Origin of the sequence: Glaciimonas sp. PCH181, assembly GCF_003056055.1 — a bacterium.
Classification (GTDB): Bacteria; Pseudomonadota; Gammaproteobacteria; order Burkholderiales; family Burkholderiaceae_D; genus Glaciimonas.
The window spans coordinates 2,279,850-2,300,722 of sequence record NZ_PYFP01000001.1 but is presented as its reverse complement, the minus strand read 5'-3'; the positions used below and the strand labels follow the sequence as shown (position 1 = coordinate 2,300,722).

Below are 20,873 nucleotides of genomic sequence, written 5' to 3'. Positions count from 1 at the left end.
CCGGCTAGAGCGAGGGGCTTCTATCACGTATAATCATCGCTTTGCAAAATAACACTTCCCTTGCACGTCTTTTTTCTGCCCAAGAATATGAACTCAGCCGATATCCGCGATAAGTTTCTCAATTTCTTTGAATCCAAAGATCATACCGTTGTGCGCTCATCCAGCCTGGTGCCGGGAAATGATCCGACTTTACTGTTTACCAACTCGGGAATGGTCCAGTTCAAGGACGTTTTTCTGGGGACTGAGAAGCGTAACTACGTCCGCGCCACATCGGTGCAGCGTTGTTTGCGTGCCGGTGGCAAGCATAACGATCTGGAAAACGTTGGCTACACTGCGCGCCATCATACTTTCTTTGAAATGCTGGGAAATTGGTCTTTTGGAGACTATTTCAAGCGCGATTCGCTGAAATGGGCGTTTGAGTTGCTGACCAAAGTATACGGACTGCCAGCTGAAAAACTATGGGCAACGGTCTATGCAACAGATGACGAAGCCTATGATATCTGGGTGAACGAGATCGGTTTGCCGCCAGAACGCGTGGTACGTATTGGCGACAACAAAGGCGCGCCGTTCGCATCGGACAATTTCTGGCAAATGGCGGATACAGGCCCGTGCGGTCCTTGTTCCGAGATTTTTTACGATCACGGCCCGGACGTTTGGGGTGGCCCACCGGGAAGCGCCGATCAAGATGGCGATCGTTACATCGAAATCTGGAATAACGTGTTTATGCAGTTTGATCGTCAAATTGATCCTAAGACCGGCGAGGCGACATTGACGCCATTACCGCTTCAATGCGTCGATACCGGGATGGGGCTGGAACGTCTGGCGGCGATCTTGCAGCATGTGCACAGCAACTATGAAATCGATTTATTCCAAAATCTGATCAAGGCAGCGGCGCGTGAAACCAACGTCACCGACCTGACCAACAATTCGCTGAAAGTGATTGCCGATCATATTCGCGCTTGCGCCTTTTTGATCGTCGACGGCGTTATTCCTGGCAGTGAAGGTCGCGGTTATGTACTGCGTCGCATCATCCGCCGTGCTTTGCGCCATGGACATAAGCTAGAACAAACCAAACCGTTTTTCTACAAACTAGTCAAAGATTTGGTGCTGGAGATGGGCGCTGCCTATCCAGAACTGCCAGAGGCAGCCGAGCGCGTAGAGCAAACTCTGAAGCAGGAAGAAGAACGTTTCGGCGAGACGCTGGAACACGGGATGAAGATCCTGGAAGCCGCATTAGCCAAAAATCCACAGAAACTGGATGGCGATACGGCGTTCACGCTGTATGACACTTTCGGTTTCCCACTCGATTTGACCGCAGATATTTGCCGCGAACGTGAAGTCGAACTCGACGAAGCGGGTTTTGATGTAGCAATGAAGCGTCAGCAAGATGCCAGCCGTGCCGGTGGCAAATTCAAGACTGCATTTGGCGTGGAATACAACGGCGATAAAACACATTTTGTCGGTTACAACGCATTGGTGCATGACGCTAAAGTGTTGGCCTTGTATGTCGATGGCAGCGCGGTACAGAAAATCGATGCCGGTCAAGATGCGATTGTGGTGTTGGATACAACGCCATTTTATGCAGAGTCGGGCGGGCAAGCTGGTGATGCTGGCGTGCTGGAAAGCGCGACCGCCTTGTTTGGCGTGACTGATACGTTAAAAATTCAAGCTGAAGTCTTCGGTCATCATGGCCGTCTGGAAAAAGGCACGATGGCGGTTGGTGACCAACTCGGCGCCAACGTTGATACAGCGCAGCGCGCACGCACTGTGCGGAATCATTCGGCGACGCATTTGATGCATAAGGCATTGCGTGAAGTGTTGGGCGTGCATGTGGCGCAAAAGGGTTCGTTGGTGGATGCTGACAAAACCCGCTTCGATTTTAGTCACAACGCGCCGGTCAACGCAGATCAAATTCGGCGGATTGAAGATATCGTTAACCGTGAAATTCTGGAAAACATCGCCACTAGCGCCAAATTGATGACGTTTGATGACGCGGTTGCCAGCGGTGCGATGGCCCTGTTTGGCGAAAAATACGGCGATGAAGTACGGGTTTTATCGATTGGCTCGTCGACTGAATTGTGTGGCGGTACGCACGTCAATCGTACCGGTGATATTGGTTTGTTCAAGATCGTGGCCGAAGGTGGCGTCGCGGCAGGTATTCGTCGGATTGAGGCAGTTACTGGTCTTGGCGCCTTGGCGCTGATGCAAAACTTGAGCAGCCGTGTAACCGAAGCAGCGGCCGCCTTGAAGGCTCCACCAGAAGAATTGACGCAACGGATTGGTCAAGTACAGGAGCACGTTAAAGCGCTGGAAAAAGAAATGGCGGCTTTGAAGTCGAAACTGGCCGCGAATCAAGGCGATGAACTGGTGAATCAAGCGGTGGATGTGAATGGCATCAAAGTGCTGGCCGCTATGCTGGAAGGTGCCGATAGCGCGACTTTGCGTGAAACTATGGATAAGTTGAAAGACAAATTGAAAACCGCTGCTATTGTGCTGGCCACCGTAAAAGACGGCAAAGTCAGTTTAATCGCCGGTGTGACTGCCGATGCTACGGCTAAAGTTAAAGCCGGTGATCTGGTCAATTTTGTGGCGCAGCAAGTTGGTGGCAAAGGCGGCGGTCGCCCTGACATGGCACAAGCAGGTGGTACTGATCCGAGCGGCTTGGCGGCAGCGTTGCAAGGTGTCGCAGGCTGGGTTGGTGCGCGCGGGTAATCTGCGATCATTGGATGGCTTCGGGCTTATTGACTACTTATTCCTTAAGTAGTCATCGATTGAACTGACGGAATGTCTGCATGAGCGATTTTAAATTTTGTCCGATATGTGCAGCTTCTTTGATAATGCGCGCGGATGATGGCGATACCCGAAAGGTGCGTTTGACTTGTCCGGATGGGCATTGGACGCATTGGGATAATCCGCTGCCCGTATTGGCCGCGCTGGTTGAAATCGATGGAAAAATCCTGTTGGCGCGGAACGCCGCGTGGCAAGACAATATGTTCGCATTGATCACCGGCTTCATGGAACGCGATGAAACGCCAGAGCAGGGCATTGCGCGTGAGTTGAAGGAGGAAACCAATCTTGATGCCGATCAAATTACACTGATTGGCGTGTATGAATTCATGCGCAAGAATGAGCTGATCATTGCCTATCATATAAAAGCATCGGGAACGATTCAGTTGTCGCCGGAGTTGCTTGAGTATCGCTTGTTAGCGCCAGCCAAGTTAAGGCCCTGGCGGGCGGGCACCGGCTATGCGGTTGCCGATTGGATGCGGCAGCGAGACTTGGAAGTAGAGTTTGTGGATAGGCCGATTTTGGCGGATTGATCGCGGCATGGCTGGTGGGTTATCGCAGCCTAATAATGCTTTATAGCATCATTCTGCGCGGGTTCCCATACCATCTGGGAATACGTGCATAATCAAGTGTCGAATATGAAATTGTTGCTACTGTTGGGGGGGCAGACGTTCTTGCATGTCAATATTCATGCTGAATGGTTGTTGCCGATAGTGTGCAATACAGGTCCATTATTATTTTAATGATAATGGTGTTGTAAAAATGGCGGATTTTTGTTGCGTTGCATCAAAATAGAGTTCTTTGGAGTAAAATCTTTAAACGCCGCAAATGTTAAATAATTTTTGATCTACACATGGTTATGGAATTTAATAGAGAACTTGACGCACGTGGTTTGCACTGCCCGCTGCCAATTTTGAAAACAAAAAAAGCGCTGGCGGATATGTTGAGTGGACAAGTATTGCGCGTACTAGCAACCGATTCTGGTTCAGTGCGTGACTTTCAGGCGTTCGCAAAGCAAACGGGCAATGACTTATTGTCGCAAAGTGAAGAAAATCGTGAGTACGTTTTCTTCATGAAACGTAAGTAAATCAACCGTTTTTCGATATTGCTCCAGATTTGTTACGGCTTCATTACAAGCCGTAATAGCAAAGCAGATTGACACAACTTATTGGTGCCGACAGACAGTTTTTCTCGTTGTGCATCCGGATGATTAACGTTCTGTTAATTATTAAATAATCAATATTTCTCAATAATCATCTGTTTATACAAGGCAACATGCTTTTTTTGAATAGCTGTTTCGCCACATTTCTCCGTCTTAATATTGCATTTCTCCCTATGAATAGGCGATTTCCTCTAAAAATTAATAGAACGTTCGTGCTAAATTTTGGTTGCGTGCCGAATTCTCTCTTATAATCGCTTATTCAATTAACGTTAACGTCAACTCGATTCTCATTTTTTAATCAAAAGGCAGACCGATGAAAGTACTAGTACCAGTTAAGCGCGTAGTCGATTACAACGTCAAAGTGCGGGTTAAATCCGATGGCACAGGTGTCGATATCGCCAACGTCAAAATGTCGATGAATCCATTTGATGAGATCGCAGTAGAAGAGGCGACCCGTCTGAAAGAAGGCGGCAAAGTCACCGAAGTGATCGCGATTTCTTGCGGCGTCACGCAATGCCAGGAAACCTTGCGTACGGCAATGGCGATCGGTGCAGATCGCGCCATTTTGGTGGAGTCCGATGCAGATTTGCAACCATTGGCCGTTGCCAAATTGTTGAAGGCAATTGCCGACAAAGAACAACCGCAATTGATCATTTTGGGCAAACAGGCGATTGACGATGATTGCAACCAGACCGGTCAGATGCTGGCTGCGTTGTTAGGCTGGCCGCAAGCGACGTTTGCGTCAAAAGTCGTGCTGGAAGAAGGTAAAGTTCTGGTCACGCGTGAAGTCGATGGCGGTCTGGAAACTCTGGCATTGACGTTGCCCGCGATTATTACTACCGATTTGCGTTTGAATGAGCCACGTTACGTGACGCTGCCGAACATCATGAAAGCGAAAAAGAAAACGCTGGACGTGTTTAAGCCAGCCGATCTGGGTGTCGATGTGACGCCGCGCCTGAAAACGTTGAAAGTCGTCGAGCCTGCCAAACGCAGCGCCGGTATCAAAGTGCCGGACGTCGCCACGCTGGTGGCTAAACTGCGCAACGAAGCCAAGGTTATTTAAGCATTATTAAATGTAGGATAGTCCGTGACTGCAAGGTGAATAAGATGATTCATTTCCATTCCGGCTATTAGCGACCAAACAGATACAGCGGCGCGCCGCACGGATAAAGATTTATGCGCAGGCGACCGCAACACCTCATTCTCAGGAGATACCATGACCGCTCTCGTCATAGCTGAACACGATAACGCCACCTTAAAAGGTAGCACCCTTAACACCATCACCGCCGCCAGCCAATGCGGTGGCGAAGTCCACGTATTGGTCGCCGGTAAAGATTGCGGCGCGGCAGCGCAAGCAGCAGCCAAGGCTAGCGGCGTGACTAAAGTATTGGTGGCTGATGCGGCTTATTTTGCCGATGGTCTGGCAGAAAACATCGCCGAGCAAGTCCTGGCACTGGCTGCCAACTACAGCCATATTCTGGCTCCGGCAACCGCCTACGGCAAAAATATCTTGCCCCGCGTCGCTGCTAAACTCGACGTTGGTCAGATTTCTGAAATCGTCAAAATCGATAGTCCAGATACATTCGAGCGCCCGATCTATGCCGGTAACGCCATCGCAACCGTGCAATCGACTGATGCGATCAAAGTCATCACCGTGCGTACGACGGGCTTTGATGCCGCTGCGGATGGTGGTTCGGCAGCAGTCGAGAACCTTAGTGTGTCTGCCGATTTTGCCAAGTCAGCGTTTATTTCGCGTGAGCTGGCTAAATCGGATCGTCCTGAACTGACGGCTGCCAAAGTGATTGTTTCCGGTGGACGCGGTATGGGTTCGGCAGAAAACTTCAAGATTTTAGAACCATTGGCTGACAAACTCGGTGCCGCAATGGGCGCTTCCCGTGCTGCAGTGGATGCCGGTTTTGTGCCGAATGACTGGCAAGTTGGACAAACCGGCAAAATCGTCGCACCGCAACTGTATATCGCAGTCGGTATTTCGGGCGCGATCCAGCATCTGGCCGGGATGAAAGACTCCAAAACCATTGTGGCGATCAATAAAGATGAAGAAGCGCCGATTTTCTCGGTCGCGGATTACGGCATCGTTGGTGATTTGTTCGAGATCGTGCCGCAACTGGTGGCCGAGCTCGGTTAACTCATCTTTAATTGACAGCTGCAACACAATAATTAGATCGTTTGAAAAAACGCCAGGACAGTATTACGGAAGTGGTACTGTCCATTTTTTTTGGAGTACATGATGAGTTACGTCGCCCCGCTTAAAGATATGTTGTTTGCCATTAACGCGCTAGCTGGCCTGGAGCACGTCAGCCAGCTGCCAGAATGCGCCGATGCGACGCCTGAAACAGTTGAGGCCGTACTGGAGGAACATGCTAGATTTTGTAGCGAAGTGATAGCGCCTTTGAATCGTTCCGGCGATCAGGAGCCAAGCTATTGGCGCGACGGTAATGTCATCACCAGTAAAGGTTTTAAAGAAGCATTCAAGGCGTTTGCAGAGGCGGGATGGCAAGGCATTCAGCATCCGGTCGATTATGGTGGTCAGGGTTTGCCAAAACTAGTGGCGACGCCATGTATTGAGATGCTCAATGCCGCTAACCTGTCGTTCGCGTTATGCCCTTTGCTAAGCGATGGCGCAATCGAGGCGCTGATGACGGCTGGCACCGACGCGCAGAAGCAGATTTATTTGGAAAAGCTCGTGTCAGGCATATGGACCGGCACGATGAATCTGACCGAACCGCAGGCTGGCTCCGATCTGGCGCAGGTACGCACACGCGCTGTGCCACAAGGCGACGGCACATTTAAGATTTTCGGCACAAAAATCTTTATCACTTATGGTGATCACGATATGGCTGAGAATATCGTCCATCTGGTGCTGGCAAGGACGCCTGATGCACCCGAAGGCGTAAAGGGTATTTCTTTATTTGTGGTGCCGAAATTTCTGGTCAATGCCGATGGTTCGCCGGGTGATCGTAATGACGTGCATTGCGTTTCAATTGAGCACAAGCTGGGGATCAAGGCGAGTCCTACGGCGGTATTGCAGTTTGGTGACCACGGCGGCGCAATCGGCACGTTAGTTGGCACCGAAAATCGCGGCCTGGAATACATGTTCATCATGATGAATGCAGCGCGTTTTGCGGTCGGTATGCAAGGCGTAGGTGTGGCGGAACGAGCCTATCAAAAAGCTGTCATTTTTGCGAAAGATCGCACGCAGTCACGTGATTTAAGCGGTTCGGCGGGGCCGGTGGCGATTATTCATCATCCAGATGTGCGCCGGATGTTGATGTCCATGCGTTCGCAGATTGAGGCTGCGCGCGGGCTGGCTTACGTTACTGCGGCGGCGTCCGATATCGGACATCATCATGCCGATGTAGCAACGCGCAAAGCGAGTCAGGCATTTTATGAATTTTTGGTGCCGATAGTGAAGGGATGGTCGACCGAAATGTCGATTGAAGTGGCATCAACTGGCGTACAAATTCATGGCGGCATGGGCTTTATCGAGGAAACCGGCGCTGCGCAGCTTTATCGTGATGCCCGTATCTTGACGATTTATGAAGGTACAACGGCGATTCAGGCTAACGATTTGATCGGTCGAAAAACCGCTCGCGATGGTGGTGCTGTTGCCAAAGACATCATTGCGCAGGTTCAGGCTACCCAGCGGCAACTTGCGGCTAGTGCAGATGCTGATTTGATCGCTATCGGGAAGCAACTTGCTATCGGTGCAGAGGCATTGAATGACGTGGTTGATTTTGTCGTGGCGAATTTGAAAAGCGATATTAAAGGCGTATTTGCCGGTAGCGTAGCCTATTTGAAATTGGCGGGTATTGTTCTGGGCGGCTGGCAAATGGGCCGGGCAGCTTTAATTTCCTCGGAAAAATTAGCCTTGGGCGAAGGCGATGCTCGTTTTTATAAAGCTAAAATCGGTACAGCGCGCTTTTTTGCGGATCATGTGTTGGTACAGGCAGATGCGCTTCGGATCTCGGTGGTGCGCGGTAGTGCAGGGGTGATGGCGTTGAGTGAAGATCAATTTTGATTCACTAAATTATATTTCTTGCATAAAAAAAGCAGCCAAAAGGCTGCTTTTTTTATGGGACTTGGCAAAAATAAGAAGCCCAGTCAGTTGATGCAATTTTGTCCTTACCCGTATAGACCGCCAGTAAATAACAGATCAAAGGTGCGGGCAATCGCGGCTATTAATCCGGTTGCACCCAAGCCAACAGTAAATACCAGAATGACGGCTATCGCCCAAGTTGTGTCCGATTTTTTACCGGAGCCTGCATTGCGTAACGCATCCCATTTTTCGTCTGGCATCAATCCTGTGACCAGCGCTTCAAGCACTGCAATCAGCGCAGAAATCAGTAGAGGTGCAAATAAAAATATATGTTGTTTTTCTGGCCATAATGCTAATGCCAGTAAAGAGAGTGGCAAGGTAATAAAATGCAGCCAGCCCCACATGTCTTTTGCGCCATATAGATAAAACCTGTGAAGTCCGATGCTGCCAAATACGGTCGTGATGAAAGTGGCGAAGGTTTTGTTTTTATGTGCGGTCGTCATGGAGTGAAAGTGATAAGCAATAGGGCGTCGGTTTTCAGGAAATGAGGCATAGAGAGGCGGTTAGCCGCAACCGGATGTCTACTTTCAGTCTATTTGTAGACTACCTATTCGTTCTGATTCCCCAGCAAGGGCGTAGTGTAACGTAACTGTTGCGAAGTTGTTTGATGGGAATTGACGCCGCTGAAGCGGCTTGCATTGTTTACGCATTGAAAGACGTCAGATAAATTCGCGGTCAGGACGGTGTTTTGAGTCCGATAATAGTGCAAATAGCGAGACTTAGATGCTGGTACGCGACACTCTGGGGCAGTCTAAGGTTGCGGGGTTGCTCTAACTTGCGTTATAATTTGCGGCTTTTTCCGTGTTCGACAACACTTTTTGGAATTATTATGGTCGTTATTCGTTTATCTCGTGGTGGCGCTAAGAAGCGCCCGTTTTACAACATCGTAGTTACTGATTCGCGCAATCGTCGCGACGGTCGCTTTATCGAGCGTCTGGGTTTCTATAATCCAGTTGCATCGGGTGCATCGGAAAGCTTCCGTATTGCCCAAGATCGTCTGACCCATTGGGAAGGCGTTGGCGCGCAAATGTCGCCAACCGTTGCTCGTCTGGTAAGCCAGGCTGGTAAAAAAGCTGCAGTTTAATTCTGTAGCTGGCAACTGATTTGTCTACGGTTACTACGGTTGCGCAAGCAACTGATACGACGCAATCGGGAGTCATAACTAGCGTTGTGACCCCTGTCGATTTGATCATGGTCGGTTACATAACCGGTGCCTATGGACTTCAGGGCTGGGTGCGGATTAAACCGTATTCGCCAGACGCTGACGCGTTACTGAATGCCAAGAAATGGTGGCTGGGTAAACCAGACGTGGCAGATCTGCAAGACGTTGAGATGATGCAGGCCAAAAATCACAGTGGTGACATTGTGGCACGTTTGGTCGGCGTGATTGGACGTGATGCCGCTGAAGCGCTGAAAGGCACAGCAGTACATGTTCGTCGTAGCCATTTTCCTCCATTGGATGATGGCGAGTTCTATTGGATCGATTTAATTGGTCTGGCAGTTGAAAATCTGCAAGGCGAACAACTGGGTTCGGTAGTAGACATGATGGACAACGGTGCGCATCCCATTTTACGGATTGCGGTTCCGCTTGTCGCCGGTCAGGAAAAGACGGCACCCGAATTGTTAGTCCCGTTTGTGGACCAATTCGTCAAGACCGTTGATCAGACGGCAAAAAAGATTACGGTGGACTGGGGCCTGGATTATTAGGCAACAATTCACTACGCTGATTTTCCAACCAACTTGGTCGGATATGAAGCTGAAATTTTAAGTTAGAACGCAAGTTTGCTTGGCTAACAATTTCCGGTAGGAGCGATACAGGTGGGCGCTATGCAATTTGATGTCGTCACGCTGTTTCCAGAAATGTTTGCAGCGCTAACGCAGTCTGGTATCACCCGGCGTGCGTTCGAACAAAAAAAATGTGAATTAGCATTGTGGAATCCACGCGATTTCACCGTGGATAACCATCGCACGGTTGATGATCGGCCGTATGGCGGTGGACCCGGCATGGTTATGCTGGCAAAACCACTTGAAGCTGCGATTGATGCAGCTAAAAGTCGTCAGCAAGCACTGGGATCATCTTCTGCGCCGCGTGTCGTCTATTTATCGCCGCAAGGTCGGCCGCTTGAGCATCAGCGCGTTATGCAGTTAAGTGCAGAGCCGGGTTTGGTGTTGTTATGCGGACGTTACGAAGCGATTGATCAGCGTTTGTTGGATCGTTGTGTGGATGAAGAAATCAGCCTCGGCGATTTTGTGTTATCTGGCGGTGAGTTACCGGCAATGGCGCTGATGGATGCCATTATCAGGCAGCTACCCGGCGTGCTAAATGATGGTGCTTCTGCGGTTGAGGACAGTTTTGTCAACGGCTTGCTGGATTGCCCGCATTACACAAGGCCAGAAGAATATGATGGCGTGGCGGTACCTTCCGTTTTAATGGGAGGGCATCACGCTGAGATCGAAAAATGGCGACGTCAGCAAGCGCTTCTGGCGACTGTTACCAAGCGCCCGGATTTGATCCTTAAAGCGCGACAGGCGGGAAGTCTGACTAGCGGCGATGAAAAGTTTTTAAAGGCTGTCCAGGATTAGTCTGGCAAACGGCTAATTAGTCGTTATAAAAGCCTGTGCCCTTTAGTGCATCACCAGTTTGTAGTAAGCAGCAGAAGTATGTAATACCAGATGTTGTAAACCTGTAGTACGAAGCGACCAGCCGGTCGCATGTTTAACCCCATCCTCTACTGAGCAGTGCGTGCACATAGCGTCAGCAAGATGGTATATGGAGCTAAAAATGGATTTGATCCAACAACTTGAGCAAGAAGAAATTGCTCGCCTAGGTAAAGTTATTCCTGAATTCGCCCCTGGCGATACCGTTATTGTTAGCGTCAATGTAGTCGAAGGTACGCGCAAACGTGCTCAGGCTTATGAAGGCGTTGTCATTTCGCGTCGTAACCGTGGTTTGAACTCCAACTTCATCGTCCGTAAGATTTCTTCCGGCGAAGGCGTTGAGCGTACATTCCAGTTGTATTCACCTTTGATCGCTTCGATCGAAGTGAAACGTCGCGGTGATGTACGTCGCGCCAAGCTGTACTATCTGCGTGAGCGTTCGGGTAAATCGGCGCGTATCAAAGAAAAATTGCCACAACGTCGTACTGTCGCTAAAACAGCAGCGTAAGCAGTTACGAGTCAGGCATGTGTATTGCCTACAAAAAAGGGCGCCAGTAGGTGCCCTTTTTTGCTTTCCGTCGATATCCAAGTTTCTTGGCTGCATAGAGTTAAGCGCGATCTGCGGAATATCCATTTGATCTGACCGAATATCTCTATTGGTGCAACAATAGAACACCTTCCGGTGTATTAACAGGAATTGTTTTGGTAAAACTCACTTTCGATCCTTTGATGATCCCGATTGATGCCGTCGCCGGTGAATCGGCGCTTGCGCCAGACCGGATGAACGCGGATTGGTTGCGTCAACGTTTTGCGCAGCCGCCGATTTGGCGTCCTGAACATATGGACCGACAGGTGGGCAGCAAGCCTAAAAACGACAATCCAGTTGCGGCGGCGGTATTGATCCCGTTTATCATGCACGCGACGGGTCCAACTTTATTATTTACCCAGCGCACCGCGCATCTTACCGACCACGCAGGTCAAGTCAGCTTTCCCGGTGGTCGCACTGAGTTGACCGATGCATCGCCGATAGAAACCGCATTGCGTGAGGCCGAAGAAGAGATTGGCCTGCCGCGGAGTGAGGTCGAGGTAATTGGTACTTTACCTGAGTATTTTACTGGTACTGGATATCGCGTCACGCCGGTCGCTGGGCTGATTCGACCGCCAGCAACGCTACGTGCCGACCCCAATGAGGTCGCAGAAATTTTTGAAGTCCCCCTGATTTTTTTAATGAATGGCCTTAATCATCAGTTGCGCACTTTTGATTTGCCGGACGGTTATCGTCGGACGTTCTATGCAATGCCCTACGAGCGTTTTTTTATTTGGGGAGCAACCGCCGCCATGCTGCGTAATTTGTTTCATCTTTTGCGCGCGTAGAAATTGCGATGCCGTGTTCTAAGCTGAGAGATTAATTCTCGCAATTGCGGCGATGGCATTCGAAGTAATATTTCTGTCCTCATTAAAATTGAAGCGTACAAATTCTTCGTCTTCCCGATCAGAATGCTTGTAGCGGTACTGTCGATACGCAAAGTTGCTGATTCCCGTGGCAACCAGAGAATAAATGCTTTAAATGGCGGACAAATTTGATTCTGCCCCTAGCCTGCGTTATCGTATGGTCTATCGCTTTGTTTCTATATAAAACAGGATTTGCTGACTTCTAAGGCTGGTTGATGACTTTTCTCTCTATTCTGTTTGCATTGCTAATAGAACAACTCAAGCCGCTTCGTGCGGATAATCCGGTGTATACCTGGGTCAAGCATTTTGCATTAAGGATGGAAGTCTGGTTCAATGCCGGTCAAGCACGTCATGGTCGTCTTGGCTGGTTTTGCATGATGCTGGCTTTGATGGTCCCCACCGCGCTAATTTATTGGCTATGCATGCACATCGGTGCATGGGCGGCACTTATCTGGAACGTCGTCATTGTTTATTTGACGTTAGGATTCCGGCATTACAGCCATTATTTCACCTCTATCCAACTAGCACTAAATACCGGCGACGATGCTACGGCGCGTAGTTTATTGGCGGAGTGGACCAAGCAAGATACAACCGATATGGAAGTTGGTGAAATTTCTCGTATTGCGGTCGAAAAGGCGTTAATTACCACGCATCGAAACGTGTTCGGCGTATTTTTCTGGTTTTTGATGCCATTAGGCCCTGCTTGCGCAGTGATGTATCGGATTGCTGAGTACTTGGCACGCGCCTGGAATGAGCCGGATCACATGAAAAATGAAGAGTTTGGTAGCTTCGCGGCGCAGGCTTTTTATTGGATCGACTGGATTCCTGCAAGACTGACTGCCGCTGCTTTTGCCGTCGTTGGTAATTTTGAAGACGCGATTTTTGCGTGGCGTAACTTTGCCGATCGTTGGAAAAATGAAACCGATGGCATCATTCTTTCCTCCGGTGGTGGTGCAATGGGCGTGCTGCTAGGAACGCCAGATGAAAATGCCAGTGCTTTTCTCCCCATTGATGCTGCAATTGTTGATTCAACCGGCGTTGAAACCGATAGCCCGCCAGGCGATGCACCTACGCCGCGCGCGTTGCAAAGTACGGTTGGTCTGGTCTGGCGTGCGTTATTGCTATGGATGTTTTTATTGTTGCTTATCTCGGTGGCGGTCTGGTTGGGGTAAATCATCTCCCCAGCATTATTTCTCTGCTTATTTGTTAGTCTTCTATAAGATATAATATGCAAGAATTAGTCCCGTAATCGGGGATTGGATAAATTGTCTGCTTAATTAAATGGTCAAATGACTGATTAATCGCAGCGGGGAACAACCAGGATTGATCTAATCGCCTCCAATTACATAAAACCCTGGCTCTCATCTCACGAGGATGCTGAGCATATGTTTGTAGAATTTACGTAAAGCTGCTTCAGCGGCCTTTATTTTTTCCAGCGATTGCGGCTGCCACGGTGACTCCTGTCACTTGTATTTCCTGGTCGGCATGCTGCAAATGCGTTGTCAGAACGATCTACGTAGATTCTATATTGTAAGAACAAAGAAGAAATGAGCTGTCCGCATGGCCGATATTACTGAACCCTCTAACGCGCCTGCCCGTGAATTTTTTATTCAGGGAATCACTTCCGATGGAAGACAGTTTCGCCCCAGTGACTGGGCGGAGCGATTGTGTGGCGCGATGTCATGTTTTCGTCCCGAAGGAAGTGGCGGACGGAACGCACATTTGCAATATTCTCCCTATGTCCGGCCTGCCTTATTGAATGGCGTCCGTTCGGTCGTGGTAAATGAAGATTTACGCGAGATTGAGCCTTTGGCCTATCATTTTGTCGTTAATTTTGCCAAAGATAATGATTTGCAAATAGTGCACGCATGCTTGCTGCCCGAAGTTGATCAATCCGTTATAGAGCTGCCGAAAACCCCTTGAACTAAGGCTAGTCGCGGTTCAACCGGTTTGATATCTGTCCACACATCGGCTTAATCGCCATCATCCGATCTTCCCGCAGAATCCACAAAAAAATATTCCTGTAGCTTAGCGAAAAAGAAATAGCGATACGACGTTTCCAGACCAAAGTCCGTGTACTATTTCTCAATTGTGCGCTATGGAGTGGAAATGTTTCGAAGTGGCAGGCCATTCTTTTTTCCCTTTGCTGCCGTATCAGGACTGGTACTCGGCCTTGCTATTACGCTCGCTGGATTCGTCGGCGTGCGCTATCTCGAACGTCAAAAAATGCAGTCTGACTTTAGTCAGAGCGCGAACAATCATTTGCGTGCCGTGAAGCAGGGTTTTGAAGGGGTGGTATACAAACTTCGCACAGTGGCACAGCTATTTGCCGTCGTTGATAGTGTCAGCCGCACGCAATTCCATGACTTTGCCGCACCGTTATTAACGCGCTCGTCGTATATTCAGGCACTTAGTTTTCAGCGTTTGATTTCGCCATCTCAACGCGTGGCTTACGAAGTTGAAATGCGCAAGCAGTTTCCCGATTTCTTTATCCGCGAAATGACCGGTACCGATGCAGAACCCGGTTTGGCTAGCATATCCAGCGCATCCGCCGCATTCAATTCCGGCAATACTCCCTATCGTGTAGTTGACTACATCGAGCCGATGTCGGGCAACGAAGCGGCATTCGGTCTTAATATGGCCAATAATCCTGCACAGATAGAGGCCATTGAACGCGCTCGCGATACCGGTCTGCCCTCAGCCACCAACGTTTATAGTCTTGCGCAACCAAGGGCATATAAATGGGGGCTTGCTATTCTGATGCCGATTTATCAACGCGCGGCGATCCTCAACTCGGTGGTGGACAGACGATTAGCCGTCACGGGATACGCCAGTGTAGTTCTGCGTGTCGAGGAGGTAGTTGGAAAGATGCTGGCCAAAGAGGATAACGATGGATCAGAAGGCAAGGTAGTCTTAAATGTCTACGCCAGTGCAACCCCAGATCCCTCGCGTTTGGTTTATCGCAGCGTGAACCAAGATGGTGCGGCTATCTCTGGCAAGTCGGGCAGCATGTTATCAGCGTGGCTTTTTCAGGATCAGTCAGCGTCTATTGCGCACCGTTTCGACATTGCCGGAAAGCCATGGTATATGATCGCCATCACGCCACAGGTTAATGTGGTGAGGGATCACCTCGGATCATTGCTAGTGCTGATCGCGGGCAGTCTATTAAGCTTATTCGGGGCTTCGTACATGTACGTTGTGACGAGGCGGTCATTGCGCATTCAACGATTGATTGCGGTACGCATGCAGCAAGTACAACGGGCGAACGAATTGATGAAAGAAGATAACGTGGCCCGAAAACGTGCAGAGCTCGCTCTGCAATTATGTGAGCGTGCTATTGAGGCCAGCGCACACGCCATTATCATCATCAGCGCGACGCTACCGGATCAGCCGGTCGAGTATGTCAATCCAGCATTTGAGCGCATTACCGGTTACGTGGGCGATGAAGTTATTGGCCGCAATATCTCGATGCTGCATCGCACTGACAGCGATCAGGCAGGGATTCAGGAAATTCGCTCGGCGCTCAAAGAGCACCGCAGCGCCAATGCAATATTTCGTAGTTATCATAAAGACGGCACACTGTTCTGGAATGACATGTACGTCGCGCCAGTCAAAGATGACGCCGATAACGTCAGCCATTTTGTCGTCGCTTTGTATGACATCACGGAGATGAAGCGCTATGAGGCGGAACTGGAGCATCAGGCCCAGTACGATCCTCTGACCGGTCTGGTCAATCGTAACGTCCTGAGTGATCGGCTGAGTCAGGCGATCGCCTACGGCGCACGTTACAACTATCAGGTCTGGGTATTGTTTGTCGATCTGGATCGTTTTAAATTCGTTAATGACACCTTAGGCCATAACGCTGGCGATAAAGTCCTGAAGAAAGTCGCCACGCTGCTTAAAACATTCACGCGTGAAGGCGATACCATTGCGCGCCTTGGCAGCGATGAGTTTGTCTTGATTTTGCCGGAAGGTGACGATGGCGCCCATGGCCTAAGCGTTAAGCTGATACAGCGGATGATGGAAGCGATAGAACGGCCGTTGGAAATTGAAGGAAAAAATTTCTTCCTGACTTGCAGCGTCGGCGTTGCGGTGTATCCGAATGACGGTCAGGAAGCAGAAATTCTGTTGAAACATGCCGATATCGCCATGTATCGCGCCAAGGAACTGGGTAATAACAACTATCAGTTCTACACCGCCAAAATGAATGAGCGTGCGCTGGAAAGGTTGCGCATTGAAGGCGATTTGCGCAGCGCGTTGGATCGCAACGAATTCATCTTGCATTACCAGCCTCAGATCGATTTGCGTACCGGCCAGATTATCGGTATGGAAGCGTTGATTCGCTGGGTGCATCCGACGCTGGGGCTGGTATCTCCTGCACGATTTATCGATCTGGCGGAGGAGACCGGCCTCATCGTACAGATTGGTGCCTGGGTTTTGCGCACAGCTTGCGAATACACCAAAGCTTTACAAAGTCAGGGACTGGGATATTTACGGATATCGGTCAACTTATCGGTTCGTCAGTTTTATCAACACAATCTGGTTGAGTCGGTGGCCAAGATGTTAGATGAAACCGGTCTGGCACCGCGTTATCTGGAGCTTGAGTTAACTGAAAGTCTGGTCATGACCGACGTCCAGTTAGCGGTCAGCATCCTTCAGCATTTGAAATTGGTCGGCGTCAAATTATCGATTGACGATTTTGGGACCGGCTATTCGAGTCTCGCCTATCTAAAGCGTTTCCCCATCGATGCCCTCAAGATCGATCAGTCGTTTGTCCGTGATATCACCCGCGATCAGGACGATGCGGCGATCGTCGCATCGATCATCTCATTAGCGCATAACCTACGCCTGCAAGTCATTGCCGAGGGCGTTGAAACCCGCGAACAACTGTCTTACTTGCAGCTTCACCACTGTGATGAAGTCCAGGGGTATTATTTCAGTCCCGGCATCACTGGCGAAGCCTTTGAAACGATGCTGCGAGAAGGTAAATCGTTATCGTCAATTGCTTAGTGGCAAGTTGCAGCGCCTCTCATTCACTTGTTTTTAAGCATAATGGTGCTGATATCCCGAAGTTATGCTTAGTAACGTCAACAAAAACCAAACGACTTATTTTTACTTTTTTTTGGAGTTTCAGATGACCACCACCAGAACAGAGCGCGATACCTTTGGCAATATTGAGGTGCCATCAGAAAAACTTTGGGGCGCGCAAACGCAGCGCTCTCTCGCCCATTTTCATATTTCCACTGAACGCATGCCAACCGAATTGATCAGGGCGCTAGCCTATGTCAAACAAGCCTGCGCCCGCGTTAATCTGGATCTCGGAAAATTGCCAGCGCCTAAGGCAGACGCTATCGTGCGCGCAGCAGAAGAAGTCATTCTCGGCAAGCACCCGGATGAGTTTCCATTAGCGATCTGGCAGACCGGATCCGGTACGCAAAGCAACATGAACATGAACGAAGTGCTGGCTAATCGCGCTTCCGAATTGCTCGGCGGCGAACGCGGCGAAGCCCGTTTGGTGCATCCAAACGACGCGGTTAATTTGAGTCAATCGTCCAACGATATTTTTCCGACAGCGATGCATGTCGCCGCCGTCATGGGTATTAGCGAAGCGCTGTTGCCTGCGCTGAAAAGTTTGCGCGCGACATTGCAGGAAAAATCGTTAGCGTTCAATGACATCGTCAAAATCGGTCGTACCCATTTGCAAGATGCAACGCCATTGACACTCGGTCAGGAATTTTCGGGCTATGTTGCGCAACTCGATTTTGCAGAGCGCACGATCGTCGCTTCGTTAGATGGCTTATACGCGCTCGCCGCTGGCGGCACAGCCGTCGGCACTGGGATGAACGCGCATCCTGAATTCGGCGCACGTGTGGCCGCAGTTTTGAGTAAAGCGCTCGACGTACCGTTTTCTACCGCCGAGAATAAATTCGCGGCCCTCGCTGCGCACGACGCTTTCGTCTCTGCACACGGCGCCTTAAAAACCCTGGCCGCAGCGCTGATGAAAATCGCCAATGACGTCCGTTGGATGGCCTCGGGACCGCGCTCTGGCTTAGGTGAAATCAGTATTCCAGAGAATGAACCCGGCAGTTCGATCATGCCCGGCAAAGTCAATCCGACCCAGTGCGAAGCGTTGACGATGCTTTGTTGTCAGGTATTCGGCAATGATGTTGCGATTAATTTCGGCGGTGCTTCCGGCAACTTTGAGCTGAATGTGTTTAAACCGCTGATTGCGCATAACTTCTTGCAAAGTGTGCGTCTTTTAGCAGATGGCATGGCGAGTTTTGATCATCATTGCGCCAGCGGCATCAGCGCTAATGAAGATCGGATTGCCGAATTAATGGCGCGCTCGTTGATGCTGGTGACTGCTCTGGCCCCGCACATTGGCTATGACAAGGCGGCAAAAATCGCCAAGCATGCGCATCACGATGGCACTACTTTGAAGGAAGCGGCATTAGCGCTGGGATACGTCACCGAGCAGGAATTCGCGGAATGGGTGCAGCCTTCTAAAATGACATATCCGGAATAAAAGGCGCCGCATAATTACTTCAGCAAGATATTTGTAACCGACATCTTGCGTGAGTTATCCGCAGGCAACGTGAAATAAGGTGAAATTTTCCGGATTTCACGCTGCCTCGCTCCAAGCTTTCCTTATAATGGTGCACTTCACCGTTAGTGCTTTGGCAATTCTGCAAATTTTCCTGGTCATTCAGCTAGCAAGTTTGAGAGCCGTCCTCGCAGCCTGCTTTTTTAGCTTATTTTTAGCCTAATCTCGAAAATCTATGTTTCTAGCCTTTTTATCCCTCAATCCTTGGGTCGATAGCGCATCGATCAGACCTTCCGTTCAGGGCTATTAAGTATGACGCCAACTCCACGCAAGCCTGCAATGTGGTTGATCTACCCAATCTACGGCATTGTTTGTGGCCTGTTTGCTGTGCAAACTACCGATGCTTTCGCCACCTATAAAGTCGACATTGAAGCACCGAAAGCAATCAGCGCTCTGCTAAAAGAACATCTCGATCTGGTCCGCTATAAAGATCGCGATGATCTTAGCGACGATCAATTGAAATTCATGCTCGATACCGTTAACGATCAAGTCGCTCAACTTGCCTCGACTGAAGGTTATTTTTTGCCAACGACCAAGGTGACCGTAGATGAGGGAAAAGTCAAAGTCATCCATCTGAAAGTTGATGCGCACCAGCGCACGATGGTGTCGCAGGCAACGATTGACGTGACCGGTAAAGTCGTGAGCGAGGTGCCCGAACGGATTGGGCGGATACAGCGTAACTGGCGCTTGGCTGTCGGTGAGCCATTTCGTCAAAGCGACTGGGACGCCGCTAAAGAGCATAGTTTGCAACTTCTGCAATACAAGGGTTTTCCATCCGCCAAGATTGTCCATTCCGAAGCCAGAATCGAACCTGATAATAACCAGGCGCAGTTATCGGTTGAGTACGATAGCGGCCCGTCATTCACCTTGGGTCCGGTAGAAATCAGTGGCACGAAGCGCTATCCGCAAAGCATCATCCAGAATATCAATCCGCTGAATGTTGGCGAAAATTACGACCTCGATCGCCTGCTTTATTTGCAGCGTCAAATACAAAGTACCGGCTATTTCGGGAATGTGATTGTTGGGATAGACGATGATCCTGCGCATCCGACGTTGACGCCAGTGAAGGTGCAAGTCACAGAATTTCCGACGCAACGCGTGCGTGCCGGGGTCGGCTATGGCACGGATACCGGTGCGCAGGTGCAGGGGCGCTATTCGAATTACAACGTATTTGGAAAGGCGTGGGTATTTGATAGTCAGGCCAAGATTGAGCAACGGCGGCAGTACGGATTGCTTGAGCTAGATATGCCGCCGGATCAACGTGGTTTCGTCAACGGTATTAATACGTCGTATGACCGGACTACCTTAGAGGGCGTAGATTTGCGCAGCCAACGGATTGGATTGAAGCGCTCACGTACGTTGGAAAATTACGATACTACACTGACGCTCGATTATTATCGTGATTCACTACAGCAAACCGATGGTGCAGTATTACCTTCTAATACGGTCATTTTGCCGGGCCAGCATCAAGCCGTGGTGCCCGGATTTAGCTGGACCCGACGCGACGTCGATGACCAGATTTTCCCTACAGAAGGCCATATATTTTCAGTACAAACCGGGGTTGCTTTAAAAGGCGTATTGACCGATCAGAGTTTTTTTCGCGCCTACTTGCGTTACAAACAATATGTTCCCGCAGCGAAACGCGACATCATGATATTTCGCGTAGAGGGCGGTGCGGTATTTACCAAAGGCGCCAGTGCCGAAGTCCCTGCATCGCTGTTATTCCGTGCCGGTGGAAATGAATCGGTACGTGGCTATAGCTATCAAGGAATCGGTAATACGCAAAACGGCACCGTCTATCCGACTAAATATCTGGTGACGGCCAGCGCCGAGTATCAACACTGGTTTAATCACACCTGGGGCGCGGCCGTGTTCTACGATATCGGGGCAGCGACCAATAGCTGGGCCGATAAAGAAATCAAGGTCGGTACCGGTTTCGGCGCACGCTGGCGCAGCCCGGTTGGTCCGGTCGATGTTGATTTGGCGTATGGCGTGCAAGACAAACGTATCCGGCCCCATATTTCGTTAGGCATCGCTTTTTGATCATTGCTGACGAGAATATTTTGTATAGCTCCCACCTTTAATATCACCAC

Annotated in this window: 17 protein-coding genes; 16 read left to right on the top strand and 1 reads right to left on the bottom strand. The window is 49.9% G+C overall.

Going from position 1 to position 20,873, the window contains the following annotated elements; genetic code table 11:
* Positions 1-87: 87 nt before the first annotated feature.
* The 6 genes from alaS (at position 88) to C7W93_RS10495 (ending at position 7,988) form a co-directional block, all read left to right on the top strand.
* A complete protein-coding gene (gene alaS / locus C7W93_RS10520) occupies positions 88-2,712 on the top strand; it encodes an alanine--tRNA ligase (RefSeq protein WP_108439953.1) in 2,625 nt (874 codons plus the stop codon).
* Between the two features lie 80 nt (positions 2,713-2,792).
* The gene (locus tag C7W93_RS10515; RefSeq protein ID WP_108439952.1) at positions 2,793-3,320 is read left to right on the top strand and encodes an NUDIX domain-containing protein; all 528 of its coding nucleotides are present in this window, start codon (positions 2,793-2,795) and stop codon (positions 3,318-3,320) included.
* A gap of 320 nt (positions 3,321-3,640) precedes the next feature.
* Positions 3,641-3,874 (top strand): sulfurtransferase TusA family protein, encoded by a 234-nt coding sequence (locus C7W93_RS10510; RefSeq protein ID WP_108439951.1) that lies wholly within the window; start codon positions 3,641-3,643, stop codon positions 3,872-3,874.
* Positions 3,875-4,262: 388 nt separating this feature from the next.
* Entirely contained in the window at positions 4,263-5,012 is a 750-nt protein-coding gene (locus C7W93_RS10505; RefSeq protein WP_108439950.1) for an electron transfer flavoprotein subunit beta/FixA family protein, read from the top strand.
* 153 nt (positions 5,013-5,165) lie between these two features.
* Complete coding sequence (locus C7W93_RS10500) at positions 5,166-6,095, top strand: electron transfer flavoprotein subunit alpha/FixB family protein (RefSeq protein ID WP_108439949.1); 930 nt, start codon at positions 5,166-5,168, stop codon at positions 6,093-6,095.
* A gap of 102 nt (positions 6,096-6,197) precedes the next feature.
* The gene (locus tag C7W93_RS10495; protein WP_108439948.1) at positions 6,198-7,988 is read left to right on the top strand and encodes an acyl-CoA dehydrogenase; all 1,791 of its coding nucleotides are present in this window, start codon (positions 6,198-6,200) and stop codon (positions 7,986-7,988) included.
* Positions 7,989-8,092: 104 nt separating this feature from the next.
* Here C7W93_RS10495 and C7W93_RS10490 read toward each other — a convergent pair whose 3' ends face one another.
* Positions 8,093-8,509 carry a hypothetical protein gene (locus tag C7W93_RS10490; RefSeq protein WP_108439947.1) on the bottom strand — a complete coding sequence of 139 codons (417 nt, stop codon included), beginning with the start codon at positions 8,507-8,509 and terminating at the stop codon, positions 8,093-8,095.
* A 386-nt stretch (positions 8,510-8,895) separates the two neighbouring features.
* On the opposite strand from C7W93_RS10490, the gene rpsP reads away from it, so the two are divergent.
* The 10 genes from rpsP to C7W93_RS10440 all read left to right on the top strand — a co-directional run bounded on the left by rpsP (position 8,896) and on the right by C7W93_RS10440 (position 20,823).
* Positions 8,896-9,150 (top strand): 30S ribosomal protein S16, encoded by a 255-nt coding sequence (rpsP, locus tag C7W93_RS10485; RefSeq protein WP_108439946.1) that lies wholly within the window; start codon positions 8,896-8,898, stop codon positions 9,148-9,150.
* A gap of 107 nt (positions 9,151-9,257) precedes the next feature.
* Positions 9,258-9,773: a ribosome maturation factor RimM gene (gene rimM, locus C7W93_RS10480; protein WP_108440605.1), complete on the top strand. Its 516-nt coding sequence runs from the start codon at positions 9,258-9,260 to the stop codon at positions 9,771-9,773.
* Between the two features lie 120 nt (positions 9,774-9,893).
* Positions 9,894-10,649 (top strand): tRNA (guanosine(37)-N1)-methyltransferase TrmD, encoded by a 756-nt coding sequence (gene trmD / locus C7W93_RS10475; protein ID WP_108440604.1) that lies wholly within the window; start codon positions 9,894-9,896, stop codon positions 10,647-10,649.
* Positions 10,650-10,848: 199 nt separating this feature from the next.
* Complete coding sequence (gene rplS, locus C7W93_RS10470; RefSeq protein ID WP_108439945.1) at positions 10,849-11,232, top strand: 50S ribosomal protein L19; 384 nt, start codon at positions 10,849-10,851, stop codon at positions 11,230-11,232.
* A 194-nt stretch (positions 11,233-11,426) separates the two neighbouring features.
* Positions 11,427-12,098, top strand: a complete 672-nt coding sequence (locus C7W93_RS10465; protein WP_225869803.1) for a CoA pyrophosphatase — start codon at positions 11,427-11,429, stop codon at positions 12,096-12,098.
* Between the two features lie 293 nt (positions 12,099-12,391).
* Positions 12,392-13,348: a CobD/CbiB family protein gene (locus C7W93_RS10460; RefSeq protein WP_108439944.1), complete on the top strand. Its 957-nt coding sequence runs from the start codon at positions 12,392-12,394 to the stop codon at positions 13,346-13,348.
* 388 nt (positions 13,349-13,736) lie between these two features.
* A complete protein-coding gene (locus C7W93_RS10455; protein WP_108439943.1) occupies positions 13,737-14,099 on the top strand; it encodes a DUF3579 domain-containing protein in 363 nt (120 codons plus the stop codon).
* A gap of 186 nt (positions 14,100-14,285) precedes the next feature.
* Positions 14,286-17,186 (top strand): EAL domain-containing protein, encoded by a 2,901-nt coding sequence (locus tag C7W93_RS10450; RefSeq protein ID WP_108439942.1) that lies wholly within the window; start codon positions 14,286-14,288, stop codon positions 17,184-17,186.
* 124 nt (positions 17,187-17,310) lie between these two features.
* A complete protein-coding gene (gene fumC, locus C7W93_RS10445; RefSeq protein WP_108439941.1) occupies positions 17,311-18,702 on the top strand; it encodes a class II fumarate hydratase in 1,392 nt (463 codons plus the stop codon).
* A 330-nt stretch (positions 18,703-19,032) separates the two neighbouring features.
* Positions 19,033-20,823 (top strand): autotransporter assembly complex family protein, encoded by a 1,791-nt coding sequence (locus C7W93_RS10440; RefSeq protein WP_370446420.1) that lies wholly within the window; start codon positions 19,033-19,035, stop codon positions 20,821-20,823.
* Positions 20,824-20,873 lie beyond the last annotated feature (50 nt).